Here is a 21,353-nt window from a genome sequence, read left to right on the forward strand (position 1 = left end):
GGTCAGTAGCGGGCGGCGTACCTGGTTGGCGGCTCACCGAACATGTTGGTGAAGTCGCGGGTCAAGTGGGCCTGATCGGCGTAGCCGAGGTCGGCCGCGAGTACCGCCCAGTCGACGGCCGAACGGGTGGCCAGGCGCTCGGTGACCTCGTGGAGGCGGAACCGGCGCAGCACCCACTTCGGGCCGACGCCGACGTGCTCGGCGAAGAGTCGCTGCAGGTGGCGTTCGCTGACGTTGTACCGGCTGGTCAGCTGGTCAACCCGCCGCAGTTCGCGGGTCGCGGTGATGTCGTCGACCCAGCCGGCCACTTCGTCGCCGACGGGGTCCTCATGTCCGATAAAGCTCGACAAAAGGGTATCCAGGGCGGCCGTGGACTCGGGTACGGGCAGTGCGGCGAAGATGCTGGCCGCCGGCACCGACAGGTCGGTGATCGAGTCGACCGGCGCGCCCAGGAACCGGCGGAAGACGCCCGGCCGGAAGGCCACGCCGAGGACCGAGTCCCGGCCGGACAGCGTGCGCGTCACCCGGCCCCGGCTCACGCCCCGGACCCAGCCGGTGCCGTCCGTGAACGTCAGCTGGACGTTCGGGTACGGCACCATCAGCTGCACGTAGTCCGGCTGGCCGCGCAGGTCCCAGCGGGCCCACCAGTAGCGCGACACCAGGGGGCGCAGCGCGGGCGCGGGCTCGGCGAACCCGTGGCTCTGGAACGAGGCCCAGGCCCCGGCCAGCGAGCGTCGGTCGCGCATGCACCGGATGATGCCACGCCACCGATGGGGGACTGTCGTCGCGATTTGTCCGAATTGAGCGAGATGTTGGGTTTTACTGATCCGGTCACGAGAACGACGCGGTGCCACCGCGATAACGGGGGACGGTGGAGGCCGCGGAGCGGCGGGTCCGGTCGGCAACGGCGCCGACCGGACCCGTTTCTGTACAGTTCCCTCCGTGACCGCGCACGACCCCGCAATCGACGGTATCGACCCCGAACGGCTGGCCATCTGCCTGGCCGTGTTCGAGGAGCTGCAGGACCTGCCACCCGAGCACCCCGACGTGCAGCGGGTCCGCCGCGCCACCTCGCACCTCTACAAGCACGTCAAGCGGCAGCGGCGCAGCGAGCGCCGGGCCGCCGTCACCGAGGCCGACCGCCAGGTGACCGCGGCCACCGCCACCGGCGCGCCCGGCCGCATCGACGACGAGACGCAGGGCATCCCCCTGGTGTCGCCGACCGACGGGGCGAGCGCGGGGACGCTGCGGCGGGCCCGGTCCTGCTACACGTGCAAGGACCGCTACGTCGACGTCGACGCGTTCTACCACCAGCTCTGCCCGCGCTGCGCGAAGCTCAACCGGGAGCGCCGCGACCAGCGCACCGACCTGACCGGGCGGCGGGCCCTGCTCACCGGCGGCCGCGCCAAGATCGGCATGTACATCGCGCTGCGGCTGCTGCGCGACGGCGCCCACACCACCATCACCACCCGGTTCCCTAACGACGCCGTGCGCCGGTTCGCGTCGATGCCCGACAGCGCCGACTGGCTGCACCGGCTGCGGATCGTCGGCATCGACCTGCGGGACCCGGGTCAGGTGGTGGCCCTCGCCGACGACATGGTCGCCCAGGGCCCGCTCGACATCCTGATCAACAACGCCGCCCAGACGGTGAAGCGGGCCGCCGGCTCCTACGCCCACCTGGTCGCGGCCGAGTCGGCGCCGCTCGTGCTGGACGGGCCGATGCCCGAGGTGGTGACGTTCCACAAAGCCGAGGAGAACCTGATCCTCGAGGCCGCCCGCACCCCGTCGCTGATCACGCCCGAGGTCCTCTCGGCGATGTCGCTCACCAGCCGCAACACGACGGCGGAGAAGGTCGCGGCGCTCGCCGCCATCGACGCCGGCGGCCTGGTCCCCGACCTCGCGCACACCAACAGCTGGGTGCAGACGGTCGAGGAGGTCGACCCGGTCGAGCTGCTCGAGGTGCAGCTGTGCAACGCGACCGCGCCGTTCATCCTGGTCTCGCGGCTGCGCTCGGCCATGAAGCGCTCCACCGCCCGGCGCAAGTACGTCGTGAACGTCTCCGCCATGGAGGGCCAGTTCAGCCGCCGGTACAAGGGCCCCGGGCACCCGCACACCAACATGGCGAAGGCCGCGCTCAACATGCTGACCCGCACGTCGGCCGAGGAGATGCTGACCGACGGCATCCTGATGACCGCGGTCGACACCGGCTGGATCACCGACGAGCGGCCCCACCCGCAGAAGATGCGCCTGCACGAGGAGGGGTTCCACGCCCCGCTGGATCTCTCCGACGGGGCGGCCCGCGTCTACGACCCGATCGTCCGCGGCGAGCGCGGCGAGGACCTGTACGGCTGCTTCCTGAAGGACTTCGAGCCGTCCGCCTGGTGAAGGTAGGAGCTACCGGAGCTGGTACATGAGCATGAACTTGCCGACCTGGACCTCGTCGCCGTCGTTCAGGTTGGCGCTCTTGACCCGCTCGCCGTTGACGTAGGTGCCGTTGAGGCTGCCCAGGTCCAGCATCGAGTAGCCGAAGCCGCCGCTGTTGCGGTGAAACTCGACGTGCTTGCGCGAGACGGTGTTGTCGTCGAGCACGATCTGGTTGGCCGAGTCGCGGCCGCAGTGCACGACGTCACCGTCGAGGGCGAACTCGGCCCCGGCCTCGGCGCCCTTGCGGATCAGCAGCGTGGCCCGGCCGGACGGCAGCTTCTCCATGTGCGCGGTCAGGTCGAGCGGCTGCGTCGGACCCTCGGGCGCCTGCACGGAGGCGGCGTTGAGCAGCTCTTCGGTCGTCAGGATGGGCACGCCCCAGTGCCGGGCGAGGGCGATCGCCTCCAGCGGGGCCGCCGGCACCCGGATGCCCGGGCCGAGCACCAGCTGGAACGGCCCGTGCGCGGCGACGACCTCGATCGCCCGCAGCGGGGCGTTCAGTGCCGTCAGCGCCCGCTGGAACAGCTCGGCGCTGATCGGTTCGTCCATGCTCCGCGGGCCGCCCTCGACGGGCAGCTGCAGGTGGCGCCCCGTTGGTTCGTCCTTGAGCAGGACCACGGGACGGCTTTGCCAGGTCTGCGCACGCACACCCACCACGACGAGCTCTCGCATGCCCCGCCTCCCGCGTCACTCCGTAGTCGACGGCTGTCAACCCCTGTGCGCCTAACGGTACCGTGCCGGGCGATCGGGGCCCTGGGCCGGTCAGGTGGACGTCTATCGCCGGATCTGCCCGAAGTTTGACGATTTCATCGCGGCCGGAGCGGCAATCGTCGCATCAGGTGGTCGACCTCGGCCGTCCAGTCGACCTTTTCGTCCCGGTTGTAGCGGGTACCAGCCATTTGGTTTACGCGGAGCTCGACAAAATCGGCTCCGGTCGTGAAGCCGACAGCGACCTCGGTGGCGATGTCCTGGTACTGCGGAGCGACCCAGAACTCGAACACCTGCGACACGTCGGCCGAGTGCAACCGGAACCCGAGGGTCTTGAGCGCCTCGAGGGCGGCGGCCTCGGCCGGCAGCGGGTGGATGGCGACGAAGTCCATGTCACCGGGGTCGTGAGCGAAGGCGACCTCGAGCTCGGTGCGCACCCCGACGGCCAGACCCGGGACCCGCTCGCCGTAGACGTGCGTGATCGGGGTCGCGAGCGGGACCTGGAGCTCGAGCGGCAGCTCGCGGGTGGTCGCCGCGGCCAGCCGGAAGTCGCCGGTCAGCTCCTGGCGGCCGAGCTCGCGGGCCGCGACGCCGTCCCGGGTCACCAGCGTCAGCACGATCCGCTCGATCTCGACGTCGCGCTCGCCGCCGGTCAGCCGGACGACACCGGTGATCGCCGCATTCGGGAAGCTCTCAGGATTGTCGAGTACGGTGTCGACGGCCGGACCGCCCACGCCCAGAGCGGCGCGGCGCAGGTTCCGGAAGACCATGGCGGGCACACTAGCACGCGGCACTGTAGGGTTGGGTCTGTGTCAAAGCTGCTGCGGATCGGGGAGCTCGCCAATCTCTCTGGCGTGTCGACCCGCACCGTCGACTTCTACACCGGCCTCGGGCTGATCGAGTCGACGGAGCGGACGGCCGGCAACTTCCGGCTCTACGACGCCTCCTGCATCGAGCGTATCGCCGCCATCAAGGCTCTCGAGGCCAACGGCGTCAGCCTGGCCGACATGGCCGAGGCCCTGGAGCGCGGCGCGGGCGTCGCCGACCTCACCGGGCAGCTCAGCCAGGTGCAGGGCGACATCGAGACCCTGCGCGAGGCCGCCTCCAACGCGGGCCCGGCCGCGCACCAGCTCCTGCTCGCCCTCACGGCGCGGCTCCAGTCGCTGGTGCACACGGCCATCGAGCTGACCCAGAACCTGCCCCCGCTCGGCTAGGCCGGACGGGGCCCAGGACAGGGCCTAAACGCCGGCCCGCACCTTCTGTGCCACCTGGCGGCCGTGGCCGGCGGCGGTCTCGTGGCCGGTCTTCAGCAGGTCCGCGGCGAGCCCGCGCAGCGGCTCCATCGCCGGCGTCACCGCGGCCAGGGTCAGCTCGGCCTCGGCCACGTGGACGTCGAGGTGCAGCACGTCGGCGAGCACCCGCACGATGTACGGGCTGTTGTGGTCCCAGCCGAACTTGGGCGTGCCCTCGCCGTAGCCACCGCCGCGGCTCATCGCGAGCACGGCCGGCCGCCCGGCCAGGGGCCGGCTCCCGTAGCCGCCGAAGTCCTGGTTGAGCAGGACCAGGTCGATCCAGGTCTTGAAGCTCGCGGGCACGCCCCAGTTGTAGAGCGGCACCGCGAAGATGTACGCGTCGGCCTCCAGCAGCTCCGCGGACAGTCGCTCGGTCAGCTCCAGCGCCTCCGGAGCGGCGGGCGCACCCGGTTCGCCGGCCGCCCGGGCCGCCTTCGCCCACAGTTCGGCCGGGAGTGGCTCGAGGCCGATGTCGCGGCGGGTGACGGTCGCGCCCGGGTGCTCGGCGAGCCAGGCCTGCTCGGCGGTGTCGGCGAGCGCGCGGCTCACGGACCCGGTCGTGCGGACGCTCGCGTCAAGACGGAACAGGTGCATGGCAGACCTCCACAGGACGCCGCACGAGGTTGCGCGGCTACGGAGAAAGTCTGCATCGCAGAACATCTGGTGGCAAGAGTGAGTGAGCTGCTTATCATTGCTGTCATGACGCAGGCGGCGCACACCCACGTCGACCACACCGAGCTCCAGGCCGACCTCGGCTGGGCGCTCGGCGTGCTCCTGCGCGGCTACGCCAAAGGGGCCCAGTCGGTGATCGCCGACGTGCCCGGCGGTCCGCGCGGCTACCAGGTCCTCACCTCGGCCGCCGACGGCGCGGCCACCACCCAGCTGGCCCTGGCCAACAAGCTCGGCATCGACCGGACCGTCATGACCTACCTGCTCGACGACCTCGAGAAGGCCGGCCTCATCGAACGCCGCCCCGACCCCGCCGACCGCCGCGCCCGCCACATCCTGGCCACCGACGCCGGCCGCGCGACCCTCTGCGCGCTGCAGCGCAAACTCGCCCACATCGAAGACCGGGTCCTCGGCGCCCTCACCGACGACGACCGCGCCCAGTTCCGCACGATGCTGCGCACGGTCGCCGTCAACATCGACGCCCAGGACCCGCTGCACGACGCCTGCTCCGTGGTCGAGCAGGTGACCGGCGCCGACCCGACCCCACGCCCCCGCCGCCGCCGCGCGACGCCCTAGGGCTTCCAGCCGGGGTCTCGGCCGCTCAGGCCAAGCACGCGGTCGAGCCCGGGCGCGTCCGCGGGCACGACGACCTCGGGGCCGTAGACGCCCATCGCGCGGCCCTGCTCGGCGGAGCGGGCCACCTCGTCGTACATGAGGCGCAGCACGTCGTCGGTGAACGCGATCGGCACGTCGAGCGCCCGGGCGAGATCCCACCCGTGCAGCACGAACTCGCCGAGCACCATCCCGCCGACCAGGTCCGCGGGCAGCTCCATCCCGGCCATGACCGTGCCGCCCACCCAGGCCTCCGGCGCCGACCAGGCCGCGGTGAGGCGCTCGAACTGCGCGTGGAGGTCCTCCGTCACCGCACCGGGCGGCACCGACTCCTTGCGGGCCGCACCCTCCAGCGAAGGGCCCCACTCCAGCAGGTGCGAGGCGAGTTCGCGCACGGTCCACTCGGCGCACGGCGTGGGTCGATCCAGGTCGCCGGGCTGCACGAGGTCGACGACGGCGAGGGTGGTCGGCGCGGCGGCCGGCAGGAGCACGTGGTTCTTCATGCCTGCGAGGGTTTCGTGTCAGTACCCCCGGAGTCTTGGACTTTTCCGCCAGGCGCGTGCCGGGCCACCGGTCGCAGCCACGGCACCGCCAGCAGGATGACGACCGGCGACAGGACAAAACCGGCGCGCGTGGACGTGACCGCGTCGAGGATCGCGCCGTCGACCGCCGCGCCCACCGCCGCCCCGACCGAGAATGCGGTGGCGACCCAGGCAAAAGCTTCGGCGGCGGTACCGGCCGGGGCCACGCGATCCACGGTGAGGAAAGCGGCGGTCAGCAGGACCGGCAGGCAGAGTCCGCACAGCACGGCGAGCGGCAGCATCAGCACCGCATTGCCGGGCGTGAGCAGCAGCGGGACATATCCCAGCCCCAGCAGCAGGCCCAACCACGGCAACCGACGCGCGTCAATGTTCAGCCGGGTGTTGGCCAGCCCGCCGATCAGCGCGCCGAACGCCTGCGCGGCCAGCAGCCAGCTGGAGAACGACCGGTGCCCGACCGACTCGGCGTAGTCCAGCATCGCTACCGGCAGCGACCCGACCCCGGCCCCGACCAGCACCACCGCCGTCAGCAGCAGCCGCAGCGCCCTCGACTGCAACGCTCCCGCCCAGTGCCGCTCGGCCCGCTCACCCCGCCACCCCCGCACGACCGGCGTCGTCACGAACCAGACGGTCCCGAGCAGCTGCAGGGCCGCGGTGACGTACACGCCGGCCGCCCCACCCCCGGCCGCGACCGCGAGCCCGGCGACCAGCGGCCCGAAGATGAAGATGAGCTCCTGCACCGCGATGTCCAGCGTGTAGGCCGTCTGGACCTGATCCTCCCTGAGCAGGTCCCGCCACAGCACCCGCAGCCCGGCCTCGAACGGCGGCGCCCCGAGCCCCGCGAACAACACGGCGATGGCGGCGCCCCAGAGCGGGACACCCTGCACGAGCACGATGAACCCGAGCGTGGACAGCGCGGCCCCGCCCAGCATGACCGGCGGCTGCCGAAACCGGTCCGCGATCCGCGCCAGGACCGGCCCACCGACCGCGAGCCCGGCCGTGTAGACCCCGACCAGCAGCCCAGCGGCCGCGATGGACACACTTTCCCGCGCGTACAGCAGCAGGGCCACGGGCGCCGCCCCGAGCGGCAGCCGCCCGACACAACTGGCCGCCAACACCCGCGCGACCTGCGCCGCCCGCAACACCGCGGAGATGGACATGCCGGTGATCATGCCAGCCCCCGCCCGCTCCCGCCGCCGCGCGGGGCCGGGCGGCCACACGCATTAACGAGGGCATAAAGAGGCGTTAGGGCGGATTTGCAAATTGCGAGAGAACTCGTTAAGCGGCGCTCGGATACGTTTCTGACTACCCGAGAGAATGGTTGCCGACAATGCGCAGAACGGTCCTGTACCCGCTGGTCGCCCTCGGTGCCGCGGCCGGTTCGCTCATCTTCGGCGACCCGGCGTCGGCCCACGGATATGTGTCCTCGCCGCCGAGCCGGCAGGCGCTGTGCGCGCAGGGCAAGGTCGCCGACTGTGGCGCCATCCAGTATGAACCGCAGAGCGTCGAAGGGCCGAAAGGCCTCAAGAGCTGCGACGGCGGCAACACGCGGTTCGCCGTGCTCAACGACGACAGCCGCAACTGGCCGGCGACGTCGGTCGGCTCGTCGGTGACGTTCAACTGGGTGCTGACGGCTCGGCACGCGACCAGCACCTGGGAGTACTACATCGGCTCGAAGCAGATCGCCTCGTTCAACGACGGCGGCAAGCAGCCCAACGCCACCGTCTCGCACCAGGTGAACCTGTCCGGCTTCACCGGCCGGCAGAAGGTCCTCGCCGTCTGGAACATCGCGGACACCGTGAACGCGTTCTACAGCTGCGTCGACCTGCAGATCGGCGGCTCGGGCGGCGGCGGCTCCACGCCGACCCCGACGCCGACGGCGACGAAGACCGCGACGCCAACGCCGACCAAGACGGTCGCCCCCACGAAGAGTCCGACCAAGGCGCCGACGACGTCCACGACCACCGCGCCGCCGCCGGTTTCGGGCACCGCCTGGGCCGCGGACACGCTGTATCACGTGGGCGATGTGGTGACGTATGACGGGAAGCGGTACCAATGCCGCCAATCGCATCGTTCGATCTTCACGTGGGAGCCCATCTACACCCTCGCGCTGTGGCTGCCGGTATGAGACGCGTCCTGATCGCCGCCGTGCTGCTGCTCTCGCTCGCGGCCTGCGGCAAGCCGTCGGAGCCCATCCCGCCGCTGACGGCGAGCCAGGGCATCGCGCCGGCGGACGCCGTGACCGCGGCCGGCCCGCACAACGACTTCGACGTGATGTTCCTGCAGATGATGATCGCGCACCAGCAGCAGGGCCGGCAGATGCTGAAGCTGGGCCAGCAGAAGGCCGTCCGCGAGGAGGTCGTCGACATGGCCGGCGCCATCGATGTGGTGGAGGCCGAGGAGGTCCGGTCGATGCAGCGCTGGCTGCAGGCCTGGAACGTCCCGCCGACCGAGATCACGGACCCGGCGCTGCACGCGGCCCACGGCGGCCGCCCGGCCACCGGCCCGGAGGAGATCAAGGCGCTGCAGGACGCCACCGGCGCCGACTTCGAGACGAAGTTCCTCAACCTGCTGATCGCGCACCAGCACAACGCCGTCGAACTGGCCCAGCAGCTGGCCACGACGGGTCAGAACGTGACGGTGAAGCAGCTGGCGGAGCGGGTCCAGCTGTCGCGCACGCAGCAGATCAAGCAGATGCTGGCCCTGGCCGCGGGGTGACGCATAGAGATCCGATGTTCGGCCGGGCCGGACCTGGGGAATCACTCCTGGGTCCGGCTTCTGCCTGAACATCGGAGGTGCACCGCCATGTCGTCAACCGCCACGCAGGCCATCAGCCGCTGCCCGAAGTGCGGCGCCCGCGTCCACGTGAACGCCGGCTCCCCGACCCCGGCCCACCAGCCCGACGGCTCCGGCCCGGGCGCCGGCGAGTGCCCCGGCACCGGCCAGCCGAGCCGCTGACGCCGCCCTTCGCCGGCCCGATCAGGGGCCGGCGAAGGTCCAGTTCGCGGCCTGCACGAGCAGCGTGCGCAGCGGGCTCGAGGCGGGTGCGGCGGACAGGCGGTACCAGGCGAAGTACGTCAGCGGCTCGGTCTTGTGGGCGGTCAGCACGGCCTGGTTGGCCAGGCTGGTGACGAGGACGTCGACGTGGTGGTTCAGCGTCGACACCGAGTCGAAGAACACCGGGGCGCCCGCGTTGAACGTGCCCGCCGGCAGGCCCGCCCCGGACGTGATCGGATGGGCCGGGTCGGTGACGGTGAAGACGTCCTCGGCGGTGTGCTCCTGCTGGGTCTCGCCGATGCCGAAGTCGTCGGCGTAGCCGACGTTGAGCACGATCGCCGGCCGCGCGGCCCGGACGAGCTCGCGGACGTTCCAGGCGCCGTAGAAGTTGCAGATCACCACGCCGTCGTACCGCTCCCACGCGGCGGCGGGCTTGAACGTGGACCGGTCCGGCTCGTTGAACGCCCACTGGTGCACCAGCTGCGCCGAGTACCCGGCCGCGTTGAGCACGTCACGGACCACGACCGCGTCCGTGGTCAGGGCCGACGTCGGGTCGAGGTCGTACGACACCACGGCGATGTCTTTGGGCATGGTTTCAGCACCTCTCCGGGATCGTCCGCGCACCGCTGCGGCACGCCATATGCGGAGGCGTTCCTTCGCGTTCCGTTGCCACGCCGGGTCGGCTTCCCGACGGTGCCGGCCGGGGCGGGGCAGTGTGGCGGGCGGCACACGGGCATGATGGTGGCGTGCGGTACGTGGCGATCGGGGACAGTTTCACCGAGGGTATGGGCGACGAGCGGGCGGACGGCACCCCGCGCGGCTGGGCCGACCTCGTCGCGGCCGGGGTCGCGGCGGCGACCGGGGAGCCGGTGCAATACGCCAACCTCGCCATCCGCGGGCGGCTGCTCGGGCCGATCCTCGACGAGCAGCTCGACGTCGCCCTGGGTCTGGACCCGGCACCGACGATGCTGTCGCTCAACGGCGGTGGCAACGACATGATGCGGCGCGGGACCGACATGGACCGGCTGCTGGAGCTGACCGAGGTCGCACTGCGCAAAACCAATGCGGCGGGGGTACGGATGCTGCTGCTCAGCGGGGCCGACCCGTCCGAGCATCTGCCGTTCGGGCACGTCATCCAGCGCAAAGGGGCGATGCTGTCGGCGGCCGTCACGGAGCTCGCCGGCAAGTACGACGCGCTCTTCGTGAACGTCTTCGGCGACCAGGAGATCCGCCGCGCGCCCTACTGGTCCGGCGACCGCCTCCACCTCAACGCCAACGGCCACCAGCGGGTCGCCGGCCTCGTCCTGACCGCACTGGGCTACCCGACGGCGGCGCACCAGGTCGACCCGGGCTCGGCGCCGAGCCGCGGCCTGCTCGCCGAGGCGAAGTACTACCGCGAGCACGTCCTGCCCTGGGTGACCCGCCGCCTGCGCGGCCGCTCGTCCGGCGACGGCCGCGCCCCGAAATACCCCGCCTGGACAGCCGTAGGCGCTTAAGTGCTGACCGCCGACGCCGCCCTCGCGACGCTTGCGGCGTTCCCGGAGCCGCCCGCGCCGAGCCACGACCCCGAGCCCCGGATGCGCTGGCTGGCGGCGCGCTTCGACGCCGGCGACACCGCGGGCGCCGCCGAGCTGACTCTCGCGGAGCTGGTCGGCTGCCTGCACCGGTCGTTCGCGGACGACGGGGCGCGGGTGCTCAGGAGCCTCGGTCCGGAGCGGGCCCTCCAGGCGATCCTGGGCTCCGGGAAGCTGCTGGACCGGTGGCCGAGCAGCAGCGGCGACCGATATGAGGACCATGTCGCCGCGGCCCTGGCCCCGGCGGTGGCCGGGCTCGCCGACGCCGAGGACGTAGTGCTGCGCGCCGTGCTGGAGCCGATCCGGGCCGACGCCCGGGCCCCGGAGGTGCTCGCCCGCAGCGTCCGGATCTCCGCCACCATCGCCGCTTTTTCCGGGGTGTACCCCTCCGACGCCGCCGAACCCGTCGACCGCTGGGCGGCCGTCCTGGCCGCGAGCCCCTCCGGCGACACGCCGAGCCTCGCGGCCGCCGCCCGGCAGCTCGCCCCGCTCGGACTCGCCGCGATCGACGCCCGCTGCGGCCGGGTCGCCGACCACGACGGCCCGGCCCTCGTCGAAGCCCTCGGCGCGCACGGCAACGTCGGCGACGCCCTGAAGCTGGCCGCCCGCCTGGGTGTCAAGGCCCGCCAGGACGCCCTTCTGCGGCTGGCCGACGCGACCGGCCCCGACGCCGCCGACCGGGTCATCGCCGCGTTCCGCAAGTGCCCGAAGGTGAGCCAGAAAACCCCCGACAAGCAGCGCTGGCAGGAGCGCCTCGGCGGCATCCAGCTCGGCTACGGCCGCATCGACGACGCCTTCGCCACGCTCGCCGAGATGCGGGGCAGCAAGTACGTCGGCTACGGCCCGGCGCTGCTGGTCGGGCGCATGCTGCGCGACCTCGACCCGGCCGAGCTCACCGAGGAGCGCATCCGCACGCTGCTGGCGACCCTGCTGTCGGCCGAGGTCACCACCCAGGACCTGGTCGGCCTGGCCACGGAGGCGCTCATGGTGCTCTACTCGGCCGCCGACGCCGCCCTGCGCGCCGAGCTCCTCGCCGTCCACGCCGAGCGGTGGCTCGTGCGCCTGCGGGGGCAGCCGCGGGAGATGGTCGCCGCCGGGTTCGCCCTCGCCGGTGCCCACCCCGACTCCGGCGACCCGACCTCCTGGATCTGGCAGTCGCCGGTGGTCGTGGCGGCCACCGTGGCCGCCGGGTGGCCCGCGGCCCGCCCCGAGTCCTACGCCCGCGCCGCCGCCCGCCTGCTGTCCAGCCCGGCGTCGGGCACGGCGGGCCGCCGGATGCGGCAGTTGCTGCCGGCGATTCCGGCCGGGCCCCTGGCCGCCGCCCTGGCCGCGCTGCCGGACGACGAGCACCGGGCGAAGGCCGCGACCGGCCTCGCGGCCGCCGCCGGTGACGACCTCGCACTGCTCGGGCTCGCCCTGGCCGCCGCACCGGACGCGGCGAGCGCGCACGCCGTCGCCCGCCACGCCACCGCGGCCCTGGCCCGCAACGGCGACCTCGACGGTGCCGTCCGCCTGGCCGGGGTCTGTTTCTAGAGGACGAGCTCGGCGGTCTGCTCGGCGATCGCGTGCTCCTCGTCCGTGGGGACCACGCAGACCGCGACCCGCGCGCCGTCCGGGCTGATGACGCGCTCGTTCGCCGCGTTGCGGGCCGGGTCGACGGCGATGCCCCAGGTCTCCAGACCGGACAGGGACTCGGCTCGTACCGCGGGCGCGTGCTCGCCCACGCCGGCCGTGAAGACGATCGCGTCGAGGCGGCCCAGGACGGCGTGGAAGGCGCCGACGTACTTGCGGATCCGGTGGCAGTACACGTCGAACGCCAGGGCCGCGGCCTCGTCACCGGCGTCGCGGCGCTCCAGGACGGTCCGCATGTCGTTGACGCCGGCGAGGCCGAGGAGGCCGGCGTGGCGCTGGAGCGTGTCGTCGACGGCGGCGAAGTCCATCCCCGCGACCCGGTTCAGGTAGGCGGGGACGGCCGGGTCCAGGTCGCCCGAGCGGGTACCCATGACCAGGCCTTCCAGGGGTGTCAGCCCCATGGACGTGTCGACGCTGCGCCCGCCGCGCACGGCGGTGGCGCTGGCGCCGTTGCCCAGGTGCAGGACGATGCAGTTGAGGTCTTCGAGGGGCCGGTCGAGCAGGGTGGCGGCGCGGCCGGCCACATAGCCGCACGAGGTTCCATGAAAACCGAAGCGGCGGATATCGTACTGCCGGGCCAGCGCCCGATCGATGGCGTACGTGGCCGCGGCCGGCGGGATCGTCGCGTGGAACGCCGTGTCGAAGACGGCGACGTGGGGCACGTCGGGCAGCTTGGCCCGGGCCGCCTCGATGCCGGTGATGCCGCCGGGGTTGTGCAGGGGCGCCAGGGGCACGAGGTCCCGCAGCGTCTCGAGGACCGCGTCGTCGACGACCGCCGGCGCGTTGAACCGCGACCCGCCGTGCACGATCCGGTGCCCGACCGCCTCGATCGGCACTGCACCGAGCCCGTCGAGCACCTGTTCGAGCGCGGCGGCGTGGTCGGGTACCCCGCCCGGCTCTCCGATCTTTTCAATCAGGCCGCGCTGACCCGCGCCCGGATCGCCGAGATCCACGACACGAAACTTCACCGACGACGAGCCGCTGTTGAGCACCAGGATCATGCCAGGCAGACTAACGCTGTGGCCCGCATCGTGTACCTGGTCGAGCACGGACCCGACTCCGGCAAGTCGGCCGTCGCCCTCGGACTCGCCGAACTGCTGTCCCGTAAGGTGCCGCGGATCGGTGTTTTCCGGCCCGTCGCCCCGGCGTCGGAGGACGTTCTGCTGGAGTTGCTGCGTTCGCGATACGACATCGGCGACGAACGGCTCTACGGGGTGACCTATCCGGAGGCGTCGGCGATGCTCGCCGCAGGCCGGTCCGAGGAGCTCGTCAGCCAGGTCGTCGAGCACTTCCGGACGGTGTCCCAGCACCACGAGGCGGTCGTCGTCATCGGCACCGACATCGACGACGATCTCGCCTTCAACGCCCGGCTGGCCAACGAGTTCGGCGCGGTCGTCGTCTCCGTCGTCAACGGCACCGGGGCCGACGAGTCCACATTGGAGTCAATGGCCCGGCAGGCCTACCACGCCCTGGCCGACCTGGACGCGACGGTCGCCGCCGTCGTTGTGAACAAGACGCCGGATTCGGTACCGCCGCCAAAACTCCCCGTGCCCTGTTTCGTGATTCCGGAGGTCCCCACGATCGGGGCCCCCACCGTGGCCGAAGTCGCCGCCCAGCTCGGCGCCAGCGTCGTCACGGCCGGCGCGGACCGGGACACCGCCCTGGGCCGCGACGTCCTCGACTACGTCGTCGGGGCCGCGCAGGTGCCGGCGGTCCTGTCCCACCTGACGCCCGACTGCCTGCTCATCACCCCCGGCGACCGGGCCGACCTGCTCGTGGCCGCGGGGGCGGCGCACGCGTCGGGCCTGGTGCCCCTGGCCGGGATCGTGCTCACCCTCGGCATCGCGCCCGACCCGGCCGCGCTGTCGCTCTTCGAGCGGCTCAACCCGGGCCTCGCCGTGCTGTCGGTGCCCCGGGCCAGCTACGACACCATCGCGTCGTCGACCCGCATGGAGCACCGCCTCAGCACGGCCAACCCCCGCAAGGTCGAGGCCGCTCTGGGCGCGTTCGAGTCCAATGTGGACACGACGGCCCTGGCCGACGTGCTGGAGCTGACCGCCTCGTCCCGGGTCACGCCGCTGATGTTCGAATACGACCTGATCGACCGGGCCCGGGCCGACCGGCGGCGATTGGTACTGCCGGAAGGTACCGAGGAACGCATTCTGCGGGCGGCCGACATCCTGCTGCGCCGCGGCGTTGCCGATCTGGTTCTGCTGGGTGATCCCGCCGTGATCCGGGCCAAGGCGAGGGACCTGAGCCTCGACCTCGGGGCGGCCTCCATCGTGGACCCGGTCAGCAGCCCGCTGCGCGACGAGTTCGCGGCCACCTACCGCGACCTGCGGGCCCACAAGGGCGTCACGTTCGACCTCGCCCACGACGTCGTCGCCGACGTGTCCTACTTCGGCACCCTCATGGTGCAGCTCGGCCACGCCGACGGCATGGTCTCCGGGGCCACGCACACGACGGCGGCGACGATCCGGCCTGCCTTCGAGATCATCAAGACGGTCCCGGGCCTGAGCGTCGCCTCCAGCGTCTTCTTCATGCTGCTGCCCGACCGGGTCCTCGTCTACGGCGACTGCGCGGTCAACCCCGACCCCGACGCCGGGCAGCTCGCCGACATCGCCCTGTCCTCGGCCGACACGGCCGCCCGCTTCGGCGTCACCCCGCGCGTGGCAATGCTGTCCTACTCGACCGGCACCTCGGGCTCCGGCGCCGACGTCACGAAGGTGGCCGAGGCGACCGCGATCGTCCGATCCCGCCGCCCCGACCTGCCGGTGGAGGGCCCGATCCAGTACGACGCGGCCATCGACCCGGCCGTCGCCGCCACGAAACTGCCCGGCAGCCCGGTCGCCGGGCAGGCCACGGTCTTCGTGTTCCCGGACCTCAACACGGGCAACAACACGTACAAGGCGGTCCAGCGCTCGGCCGGCGCGGTCGCCGTCGGCCCGGTCATGCAGGGCCTGCGCAAGCCGGTCAACGACCTGTCCCGCGGCGCCACGGTGAAGGACATCGTCAACACGGTCGCCATCACCGCGATCCAGTCCCAGGGCGCTTAGGTCCTGTTTCAGAAATGAGGCAGGGCTGCGGCGGGCCCAGATCCCGCCTGCGCACACATCGCGAAAGGCCGGATACAACCCCGGTATCCGACCTCCCGCGCTGCGCACGCAGACGAAATCTGGACTCCGCCTCGCACCTACCCCACTTCTGAAATAGGACCTAGGCCTCGGCCGTGCGGCCTCTGGCGCGACCTCGGTGCGGCCCTTTGGGCGGTTTTTTGTCGTACCCATGGGGCACGATGGGGGGATGATTGCTCGTCTTTCGGCAGTGGTGCTCGACACGTCCGACCCGCACACCCTCGCGCGGTTCTATTCGGAGCTGCTCGACCTGCCCATAACCAAGGTCGACGGCGACTGGATCGACATCGGCGACGGCGCCAGCCGGATCAGCTTCCAGCACGCCCCCAACCACATCCCGCCGCAGTGGCCCGACCCCAACTACCCCCAGCAGCTCCACCTCGACATCTGGGTCGACGACATCGACGCCGCCGAGGCCAAGGTCCTGCGGATGGGCGCGCAGCTGCTCTCGACGAAGGAGTCCGGCTTCCGCGTCTACTCCGACCCGGCCGGCCACCCCTTCTGCCTCGAGTACAACTGACCCCGCCGACACCGCGGGCCCGCGCGGTTCGACGCGCGGCGGGCCGGCGCGGCTTGACGCGGCGAGTCGTCCGAGCGCTGCTGGTGGGCCACGCCGACGGAGGCCGGCGCGGCTACGCGCCGCGTAGCAGGGCCGCCATGGCCGGAAGCTTGAAGAACTCCGCGGTGGCCACCGCCGAGGGCGCGCCACCGCCGGGGTCCGCCCCGGCCGCGAGCAGGGCCCCGACCGTCTCGACGTTCTGCCGGAAGACCGCCGCCGCGAGCGCCGACTGCCCCCGATCGTTGACCCGGTCGGGGTCCGCCCCCTGCTCCAGCAGCGCCGCCACCGTCTCCGGATGATCGTGGTACGCCGCGAGAATCAACAGCGTGTCACCCTTGTCATTGGTGAGATTGACCGGCAGCCCCGCCACGACATTGCCGACGAGCTCGTCCGTGCCACCGGAGCGCGCCAGGTCAAACATCCGATGCGCGAACGCGATCGTCTCCTCATCCAGTTCCGCCACGCTGGGCCTTTACCCACCCCTGGGCCACGGAACCGGCCGAACGCACAGATCGCTGACGGAAAACCGAGCAAGACCGGCGCGTCCGCCCGCCCGCCTGGCACCCACGGCGATCACGACCGCGTCGAGTGTGTGGCATCGCCTGGTCGGGTCCTTCTGCGCCGGGGAGCATGAGGCCCGGATCGTGGACGTGTCCGGAAACGATGAGCGGCTCCGACGTCTCCCGGGAACGACCGCTGCCGGTCCTGAGGAGCCGGGCCGGCCGGCAAGTGAAGGAGCGAATGAGATGGCCAAAGTAGTCCTGCAGGCCGTGGTTTCGGTGGACGGCTACATCGCCTATCCGGACGACGCGGTCGGGCCGCTGTTCGACTGGTACGGCAACGGTGACGTCACGATCCAGGCCAACGGTCAGTGGGCGTTCAGCGTCAGCCGCGCCTCCGCCGACTACGTGCGGCCCTTCTGGGACGCGGTGAAGGTCACCGTCATCGGCCGTCACCTGTTCGACATCACCGACGGCTGGGCGGGTGTGCCCGCCGCCGGGGACGTCGTCATCGTCGTCACGCACCGGCCGCTGCCCGCCGAGTGGCTCGCCCGGTTCCCCGACGCACCGTTCCGCACCGCCGGCTCGGTGGAGGCCGCCATCGCGCTGGCCAAGGAGATCGCCGGTGCCGGCCTGGTCTGCGTGACCGCCGGCGACGTCGGCGGGCAAGCATTCTCGGCCGCCCTCGTCGACGAAGTCGCGATGGACGTCGTCCCGGTGGTCCTGGGCGCGGGCAAACGGTTCTTCGGCAGCCACACCGGCACCGTCCCGCTCAACGACCCGGACATGATCGTCCAAGGCGACCGCGTGCTGCACCTCCACTACACCATCAACCACGACCGGGCCCCCGAAATCCCCGGCCGTCGTTTCTGAACTCGCTGCGCCGTTCGCGATAGCCTTGCCGTCGCTTATGCCGCACCTGCGCGTCCTGGAGAACGCGGGACTGGTCACGTCGCACGAGCATGGACGCGTCCGCACCGTGAGCTTGCGGCCCGGCGCCCTCGACGTCCTGCACCTGTGGCTCGACGAGCAACGAACCCCCGCAGAACGCCAGGCCGACCAGCTCGGCATCCACCTGACCCGCATCGGCGCGAAAGGCACCTGACATGACCCGCCGGCTTGGCCACCACGGTCTGCAGAGGCGCGGATCGCGGCACGTGCGCATTGACGAGGCACGTTACGCTGACCGTGCGACCTCGGGTGGTCCGATCTCGACGTCTCGTCGCCTGCTCGTAGGTTCACGGACGGTGCCCGGCGTTCTTGGCCAGGCGTGCACTGGAGGTGCGGTGATGGGGCTTTCCAGCTACCGGTGTGAGAGCTGTGAACGTCGGGTCAAGGAACCCTTGCAGAAGAGCATCCTCGGCCGGAACGTCTGCGCCGCGTGCGTTCGAGCTACGGCGCTGGGCGCGGGCGTGACAGTGATCACCGGCAATCCGGGAGCCGGTGCCGGCGTGTGGTCGATGCTGATGCGCAAACTCCGTCGTGGTGGCCGCGTGTAGGCCGAGCCGGCGCACGTCGGTCAGGACTGTGCCCGCTCGGCGTGCTCGATGACGTCGGACTCAGTACCGGCGGGTCACGAGGACGAGAACATATGTCTCGGCGAGGGCCGAAAAGGCCCAGAAACCCAGGCTGAGGGCGGCGAGCGGGGCGGGTTCGTGCAGTACGTTGAACGGTCCCATGAACTCGGCGAACGCGGTGGCGAGCCACACGATGATCGCGAGTCGCAGGGAATGCCGATGCAGGCCCCGCTGCCATGCGGTGGCGATCGATCGGTACAGGAATGCGTAGCCGATGCCGAACATGAGCAGGCCGGCGAGGATGAGGGCCGGTGTTTCGATGATGCGTGGGAGCGGTTCGAGCGTCTTCCATACGGTGATGACCTTCGGGTGCTGTGTGTCCGGATCGAACAACAGCCCTTGCTGGCCGCGCCGGGAACCGCCGAGCACTCCGAACGTCAGCACGTTGCTGACGATGAACGCGAGCCCGCCCGCGACACCGGCGATCACCGTGCGGGTGCGTGGTGTCGTGGTGGTCGCCGGGTTCCCGTCGATCGTGCCCGCGTCTGCGAGGCGGATCCGGCCCGTCACGGACGACCGGCTTGGGCGGACCGGTGGGTGAGCTGCTCGGGATCGGTCTCGGCGATCTCTTGCAGCAGGCTGCGAGCTATCTCGACGCGGGCCTCGTCGAATCGTTCGAAGATGCGGCTTGTGACCAGGTCGATCCGGTCCCGCAGCCCGGCGTGTCGAGCGGCGCCGGCGGTGGTCAGCAATACGACGCCGTCACGCACCTCGACGAGTCCCGCGCGGTCCAGGGTGGTCAGGAGTTCCTGGACAGCTGCCGGGTCCAGACCATTGGTGGCGAGCAGGTTCGACAGAACCTGAGTCGAGGTCGAGCCACGCAATCCGAGCGCGTTGAGGGTGAACCACTGCGGCATGGTCACGTTTTCGGTATCGAGTGCCGCCGAGAGCGACGCGGTCAGAACGCGTTGGGCGAGCGCGAGTGCCGTACCGAAGGGCAGGCTGCTTGCGTGTGTCATCATCATCCTCCAGGGTTGGACAGGCGCCTGTCCAACTTACAAACTAGACAGAAGGCTGTCAATTGTGTCGGTGGATGAAGCCGCTGTGCCCCTCATCGGACTCTTGCTCCGCCTCGCCGCGCAGCAGTGGGGAACCGACATGGACGCCGCACTGCAGGCTCATGGGGTCTCGGGTCTCACCCCTGCGCACGCGAACGTCATTCCGTTCGTCCCGCCGCAAGGCATCCAGATCGGTGAGCTGGCGCAACTGGCCAGGGTGCGCAAACAGTCGATGGCAAACTCAGTCGAGCTGTTAACCGCCTCGGGCTACGTGGCACGGCGCCCCAATCCCAGCGACGGGCGAGCCAGTTTGATCTTCCTTACCGATAAGGGCCGCGCACTTCTGCCGGCCTCACGCACGGCCGGCGAGCGGGTCGAGGAAGCCTGGGGAGACATCGTGGGCCGCGACAACATCGAACACCTACGACAGACGCTGACCCGGCTACTGCAACCCGATGCCACCCATTGACGGCGACGAGCGGGCGCCCGCTCATCGGCGGTGGTGATGCGGCTCGGTGCGCTCTGAGGGCGATCCAATCCGGCCCGGCGCCGAAGGCGGCGATCGTGCGGGGGTGCGGGTGGAGGCGAAGCCTTCCCCGCCGCGAGCGGAGCGAGCCAGAATTACCGCCAGCCCCGGGGGTGGTTGGCGGCCCGTGAGCCGCTGCCGCGCAGTGACCCGCCCGCGGCCTCGGCGAAGGTGTCGGCCAAGGCCTCGTAATCGTCGCGGATCAGGCCGGCGGTGATGCGGACGTGGTCGCTGTCCAGGTGGGTCACCTCGAACGGGGCGCCCGGGGCCACCGCGATGCCGTGCGCGGCCAAGGTCAGCAGCGCGACCTGCTGGTTGGCCACGGGCATCCAGATGTTGATGCCGTCGGCGCCGGTGGCGGTGACTCCGCGGGCGGCCAGGGCGTCGAGCAGGGCTGTGCGGCGGCCGGCGTACTCGTCGCGGGCGTGGGCCACCTGCAGTACCGTCGCGGGGTTTTGCAGGAGATCGAGCAGCACGGCCTGCAGGAGGCGGGACGACCAGCCTGGCCCTAGGAGGCGGCGGTCGGTTACGGCGGTGACGATCGTGGCCGGGCCGCCGATCGCGGCCAGGCGCAGGTCGGGGCCGTGGCTTTTGGAGAAGCTGACGACGTGGACGGTGCGGTCGGGCAGGCGGGTGCCGAGGCTGACCGGGGGTGCGGTGGCGATCGCGCCGGCGTGGTCGTCCTCGATGATCGTGATGCCGGGGTGGCGGGCCAGGATGCGGGCCAGTTTGTCGGCCCGGGAGACGGTCATGCTGGTGCCGGTCGGGTTGTGGGCCCGTGGCTGCAGGAAGAGCGCCACCGGGTCGTAGGTGCCGAGGGCGGCGGTCAGGGCTTCGGGGCGTAGGCCCTGGTCGTCCAGGCCGACGCCCACCACCGTGGCGCCCACCGTCTCCAGGAGGTCCAAGGTCGGCGGGAACGCGGGATCTTCGACCAGGACGTGGTCGCCGAAGCGGACCACGACGCCGGTGATGCGGTCCAGGGCGTCCATGGCGCCGTCCACGACCGTGATCTGCTCCGGCGAGAACGGCCAGCGGGCGCGGAGGGCCTCCTCCAGGGCCGGCAGGACGGCGCCGTCCAGGTAGGACGTGGTCAGGCGGGCGTCGCCGATGCGTTTGAGGGCCTCCGTGAGGCTCGGCAGGAGGTCGTAGTCGGGGATGCCGGTGGAGAAGTCGCGGAGCAGGCCGCCGCCTCGGGTCTCGCTCACGCGGCGGCCGAGCTGGGCGTATCGCAATCGTTGCCGGGGGACCGGCGGGGCGGCCACGAACGTGCCGGAGCGGCCCCTGGTCTGGATGGCGCCGGCGCGGGCCAGGCTGCGCCACGCCTCGCTGACCGTCGTCGGGCTGATGCCGAGCTCGCGGGCGACGTCGCGGACGGTCGGCAGGCGGGTGCCGGCGGGCAGCGTCCCGGCCGTGACCAGGCGGCTGACGGCCGCCGCGATACCGCGGGCGCTGCGGTCGTCGACCGCACCCGTGATCAGCGCGAGCAAATTACATCTCCGAAACATTCTGTAACGGTGGGACCATTGTCCGCCTAGATTTGTGTCGTTAGTGTCCTACGGCATCCGACCCGAGATCAAGGTTGGCCCGCTGCCGGACACAACCCCGCTACCGG

The 21,353-nt window shown here is 71.5% G+C and carries 26 protein-coding genes; 14 read left to right on the plus strand and 12 right to left on the minus strand.

The window, feature by feature from the left end; all coding sequences use genetic code 11:
* Positions 1-2 precede the first annotated feature (2 nt).
* Positions 3-746, minus strand: a complete 744-nt coding sequence (locus tag ACIA8L_RS17720) for a DUF6597 domain-containing transcriptional factor (RefSeq protein ID WP_395905543.1) — start codon at positions 744-746, stop codon at positions 3-5.
* A 196-nt stretch (positions 747-942) separates the two neighbouring features.
* Here ACIA8L_RS17720 and ACIA8L_RS17725 point away from each other — a divergent pair, with 196 nt between their 5' ends.
* A complete protein-coding gene (locus tag ACIA8L_RS17725) occupies positions 943-2,385 on the plus strand; it encodes an SDR family NAD(P)-dependent oxidoreductase (RefSeq protein ID WP_395905545.1) in 1,443 nt (480 codons plus the stop codon).
* A 9-nt stretch (positions 2,386-2,394) separates the two neighbouring features.
* On the opposite strand, the gene ACIA8L_RS17730 is transcribed toward ACIA8L_RS17725, so the two are convergent.
* Complete coding sequence (locus ACIA8L_RS17730) at positions 2,395-3,096, minus strand: bifunctional nuclease domain-containing protein (RefSeq protein ID WP_395905547.1); 702 nt, start codon at positions 3,094-3,096, stop codon at positions 2,395-2,397.
* A 134-nt stretch (positions 3,097-3,230) separates the two neighbouring features.
* Entirely contained in the window at positions 3,231-3,902 is a 672-nt protein-coding gene (locus tag ACIA8L_RS17735) for a sporulation protein (protein WP_395905549.1), read from the minus strand.
* A 39-nt stretch (positions 3,903-3,941) separates the two neighbouring features.
* On the opposite strand from ACIA8L_RS17735, the gene ACIA8L_RS17740 reads away from it, so the two are divergent.
* Positions 3,942-4,346 (plus strand): MerR family transcriptional regulator, encoded by a 405-nt coding sequence (locus tag ACIA8L_RS17740; RefSeq protein WP_395905551.1) that lies wholly within the window; start codon positions 3,942-3,944, stop codon positions 4,344-4,346.
* Positions 4,347-4,370: 24 nt separating this feature from the next.
* On the opposite strand, the gene ACIA8L_RS17745 is transcribed toward ACIA8L_RS17740, so the two are convergent.
* A complete protein-coding gene (locus tag ACIA8L_RS17745) occupies positions 4,371-5,018 on the minus strand; it encodes an FMN-dependent NADH-azoreductase (RefSeq protein ID WP_395905552.1) in 648 nt (215 codons plus the stop codon).
* A gap of 105 nt (positions 5,019-5,123) precedes the next feature.
* Here ACIA8L_RS17745 and ACIA8L_RS17750 point away from each other — a divergent pair, with 105 nt between their 5' ends.
* Positions 5,124-5,669 carry a MarR family winged helix-turn-helix transcriptional regulator gene (locus ACIA8L_RS17750; RefSeq protein ID WP_395905553.1) on the plus strand — a complete coding sequence of 182 codons (546 nt, stop codon included), beginning with the start codon at positions 5,124-5,126 and terminating at the stop codon, positions 5,667-5,669.
* Here the strand turns inward: ACIA8L_RS17750 and ACIA8L_RS17755 are convergent.
* Positions 5,666-6,208 (minus strand): TIGR03086 family metal-binding protein, encoded by a 543-nt coding sequence (locus ACIA8L_RS17755; protein ID WP_395905555.1) that lies wholly within the window; start codon positions 6,206-6,208, stop codon positions 5,666-5,668. The two genes, ACIA8L_RS17750 and ACIA8L_RS17755, sit on opposite strands and share 4 nt — an antisense overlap.
* The gene (locus tag ACIA8L_RS17760) at positions 6,205-7,404 is read right to left on the minus strand and encodes an MFS transporter (protein WP_395905557.1); all 1,200 of its coding nucleotides are present in this window, start codon (positions 7,402-7,404) and stop codon (positions 6,205-6,207) included. Before ACIA8L_RS17760 ends, ACIA8L_RS17755 begins: the two co-directional genes overlap by 4 nt.
* A gap of 170 nt (positions 7,405-7,574) precedes the next feature.
* Here ACIA8L_RS17760 and ACIA8L_RS17765 point away from each other — a divergent pair, with 170 nt between their 5' ends.
* From ACIA8L_RS17765 to ACIA8L_RS17775, 3 genes are all read left to right on the plus strand, one after another.
* Entirely contained in the window at positions 7,575-8,372 is a 798-nt protein-coding gene (locus ACIA8L_RS17765) for a lytic polysaccharide monooxygenase (protein ID WP_395905559.1), read from the plus strand.
* Positions 8,369-8,962, plus strand: a complete 594-nt coding sequence (locus ACIA8L_RS17770; protein WP_395905561.1) for a DUF305 domain-containing protein — start codon at positions 8,369-8,371, stop codon at positions 8,960-8,962. The genes ACIA8L_RS17765 and ACIA8L_RS17770 overlap by 4 nt, the downstream gene beginning before the upstream one ends.
* A gap of 87 nt (positions 8,963-9,049) precedes the next feature.
* On the plus strand, positions 9,050-9,202 hold the full coding sequence (locus tag ACIA8L_RS17775; RefSeq protein WP_395905563.1) for a hypothetical protein: 153 nt from the start codon (positions 9,050-9,052) through the stop codon (positions 9,200-9,202).
* A 21-nt stretch (positions 9,203-9,223) separates the two neighbouring features.
* Here the strand turns inward: ACIA8L_RS17775 and ACIA8L_RS17780 are convergent, their stop codons facing one another.
* Entirely contained in the window at positions 9,224-9,832 is a 609-nt protein-coding gene (locus ACIA8L_RS17780; RefSeq protein WP_395905565.1) for a hypothetical protein, read from the minus strand.
* Positions 9,833-9,987: 155 nt separating this feature from the next.
* Here ACIA8L_RS17780 and ACIA8L_RS17785 point away from each other — a divergent pair, with 155 nt between their 5' ends.
* Together ACIA8L_RS17785 and ACIA8L_RS17790 are read left to right on the plus strand one after the other, a co-directional pair.
* Positions 9,988-10,737, plus strand: a complete 750-nt coding sequence (locus ACIA8L_RS17785; protein WP_395905567.1) for an SGNH/GDSL hydrolase family protein — start codon at positions 9,988-9,990, stop codon at positions 10,735-10,737.
* The gene (locus ACIA8L_RS17790) at positions 10,738-12,348 is read left to right on the plus strand and encodes a hypothetical protein (RefSeq protein ID WP_395905569.1); all 1,611 of its coding nucleotides are present in this window, start codon (positions 10,738-10,740) and stop codon (positions 12,346-12,348) included.
* Here ACIA8L_RS17790 and ACIA8L_RS17795 read toward each other — a convergent pair.
* Positions 12,345-13,448 carry an acetate/propionate family kinase gene (locus tag ACIA8L_RS17795; protein WP_395905571.1) on the minus strand — a complete coding sequence of 368 codons (1,104 nt, stop codon included), beginning with the start codon at positions 13,446-13,448 and terminating at the stop codon, positions 12,345-12,347. The genes ACIA8L_RS17790 and ACIA8L_RS17795 overlap by 4 nt on opposite strands.
* 18 nt (positions 13,449-13,466) lie before the next feature.
* Here ACIA8L_RS17795 and pta point away from each other — a divergent pair, with 18 nt between their 5' ends.
* Positions 13,467-15,503, plus strand: a complete 2,037-nt coding sequence (gene pta / locus ACIA8L_RS17800) for a phosphate acetyltransferase (RefSeq protein WP_395905573.1) — start codon at positions 13,467-13,469, stop codon at positions 15,501-15,503.
* A gap of 247 nt (positions 15,504-15,750) precedes the next feature.
* Positions 15,751-16,101: a VOC family protein gene (locus ACIA8L_RS17805; RefSeq protein ID WP_395905575.1), complete on the plus strand. Its 351-nt coding sequence runs from the start codon at positions 15,751-15,753 to the stop codon at positions 16,099-16,101.
* Positions 16,102-16,213: 112 nt separating this feature from the next.
* On the opposite strand, the gene ACIA8L_RS17810 is transcribed toward ACIA8L_RS17805, so the two are convergent.
* On the minus strand, positions 16,214-16,561 hold the full coding sequence (locus tag ACIA8L_RS17810) for an ankyrin repeat domain-containing protein (protein ID WP_395906318.1): 348 nt from the start codon (positions 16,559-16,561) through the stop codon (positions 16,214-16,216).
* Between the two features lie 325 nt (positions 16,562-16,886).
* Between ACIA8L_RS17810 and ACIA8L_RS17815 the strand changes: the two genes are divergently transcribed.
* The 3 genes from ACIA8L_RS17815 (at position 16,887) to ACIA8L_RS17825 (ending at position 18,139) form a co-directional block, all read left to right on the plus strand.
* Positions 16,887-17,513 (plus strand): dihydrofolate reductase family protein, encoded by a 627-nt coding sequence (locus tag ACIA8L_RS17815; protein ID WP_395905577.1) that lies wholly within the window; start codon positions 16,887-16,889, stop codon positions 17,511-17,513.
* A gap of 37 nt (positions 17,514-17,550) precedes the next feature.
* On the plus strand, positions 17,551-17,745 hold the full coding sequence (locus ACIA8L_RS17820; RefSeq protein ID WP_395905579.1) for a hypothetical protein: 195 nt from the start codon (positions 17,551-17,553) through the stop codon (positions 17,743-17,745).
* Between the two features lie 184 nt (positions 17,746-17,929).
* Positions 17,930-18,139, plus strand: coding sequence for a hypothetical protein (locus ACIA8L_RS17825; protein WP_395905581.1), 210 nt, complete (start codon positions 17,930-17,932; stop codon positions 18,137-18,139).
* A 60-nt stretch (positions 18,140-18,199) separates the two neighbouring features.
* Here ACIA8L_RS17825 and ACIA8L_RS17830 read toward each other — a convergent pair whose 3' ends face one another.
* Together ACIA8L_RS17830 and ACIA8L_RS17835 are read right to left on the minus strand one after the other, a co-directional pair.
* The gene (locus ACIA8L_RS17830; protein ID WP_395905583.1) at positions 18,200-18,727 is read right to left on the minus strand and encodes a hypothetical protein; all 528 of its coding nucleotides are present in this window, start codon (positions 18,725-18,727) and stop codon (positions 18,200-18,202) included.
* Positions 18,724-19,182: a MarR family winged helix-turn-helix transcriptional regulator gene (locus tag ACIA8L_RS17835; RefSeq protein ID WP_395905585.1), complete on the minus strand. Its 459-nt coding sequence runs from the start codon at positions 19,180-19,182 to the stop codon at positions 18,724-18,726. The genes ACIA8L_RS17830 and ACIA8L_RS17835 overlap by 4 nt, the downstream gene beginning before the upstream one ends.
* Before the next feature lie 58 nt (positions 19,183-19,240).
* On the opposite strand from ACIA8L_RS17835, the gene ACIA8L_RS17840 reads away from it, so the two are divergent.
* On the plus strand, positions 19,241-19,684 hold the full coding sequence (locus ACIA8L_RS17840) for a MarR family winged helix-turn-helix transcriptional regulator (RefSeq protein ID WP_395905587.1): 444 nt from the start codon (positions 19,241-19,243) through the stop codon (positions 19,682-19,684).
* Positions 19,685-19,836: 152 nt separating this feature from the next.
* On the opposite strand, the gene ACIA8L_RS17845 is transcribed toward ACIA8L_RS17840, so the two are convergent.
* Positions 19,837-21,228 carry a PLP-dependent aminotransferase family protein gene (locus ACIA8L_RS17845; protein WP_395905589.1) on the minus strand — a complete coding sequence of 464 codons (1,392 nt, stop codon included), beginning with the start codon at positions 21,226-21,228 and terminating at the stop codon, positions 19,837-19,839.
* Between the last annotated feature and the right edge of the window lie 125 nt (positions 21,229-21,353).

Origin of the sequence: Dactylosporangium sp. NPDC051541 (assembly GCF_044454505.1) — a bacterium.
Lineage (GTDB): Bacteria > Actinomycetota > Actinomycetes > Mycobacteriales > Micromonosporaceae > Dactylosporangium.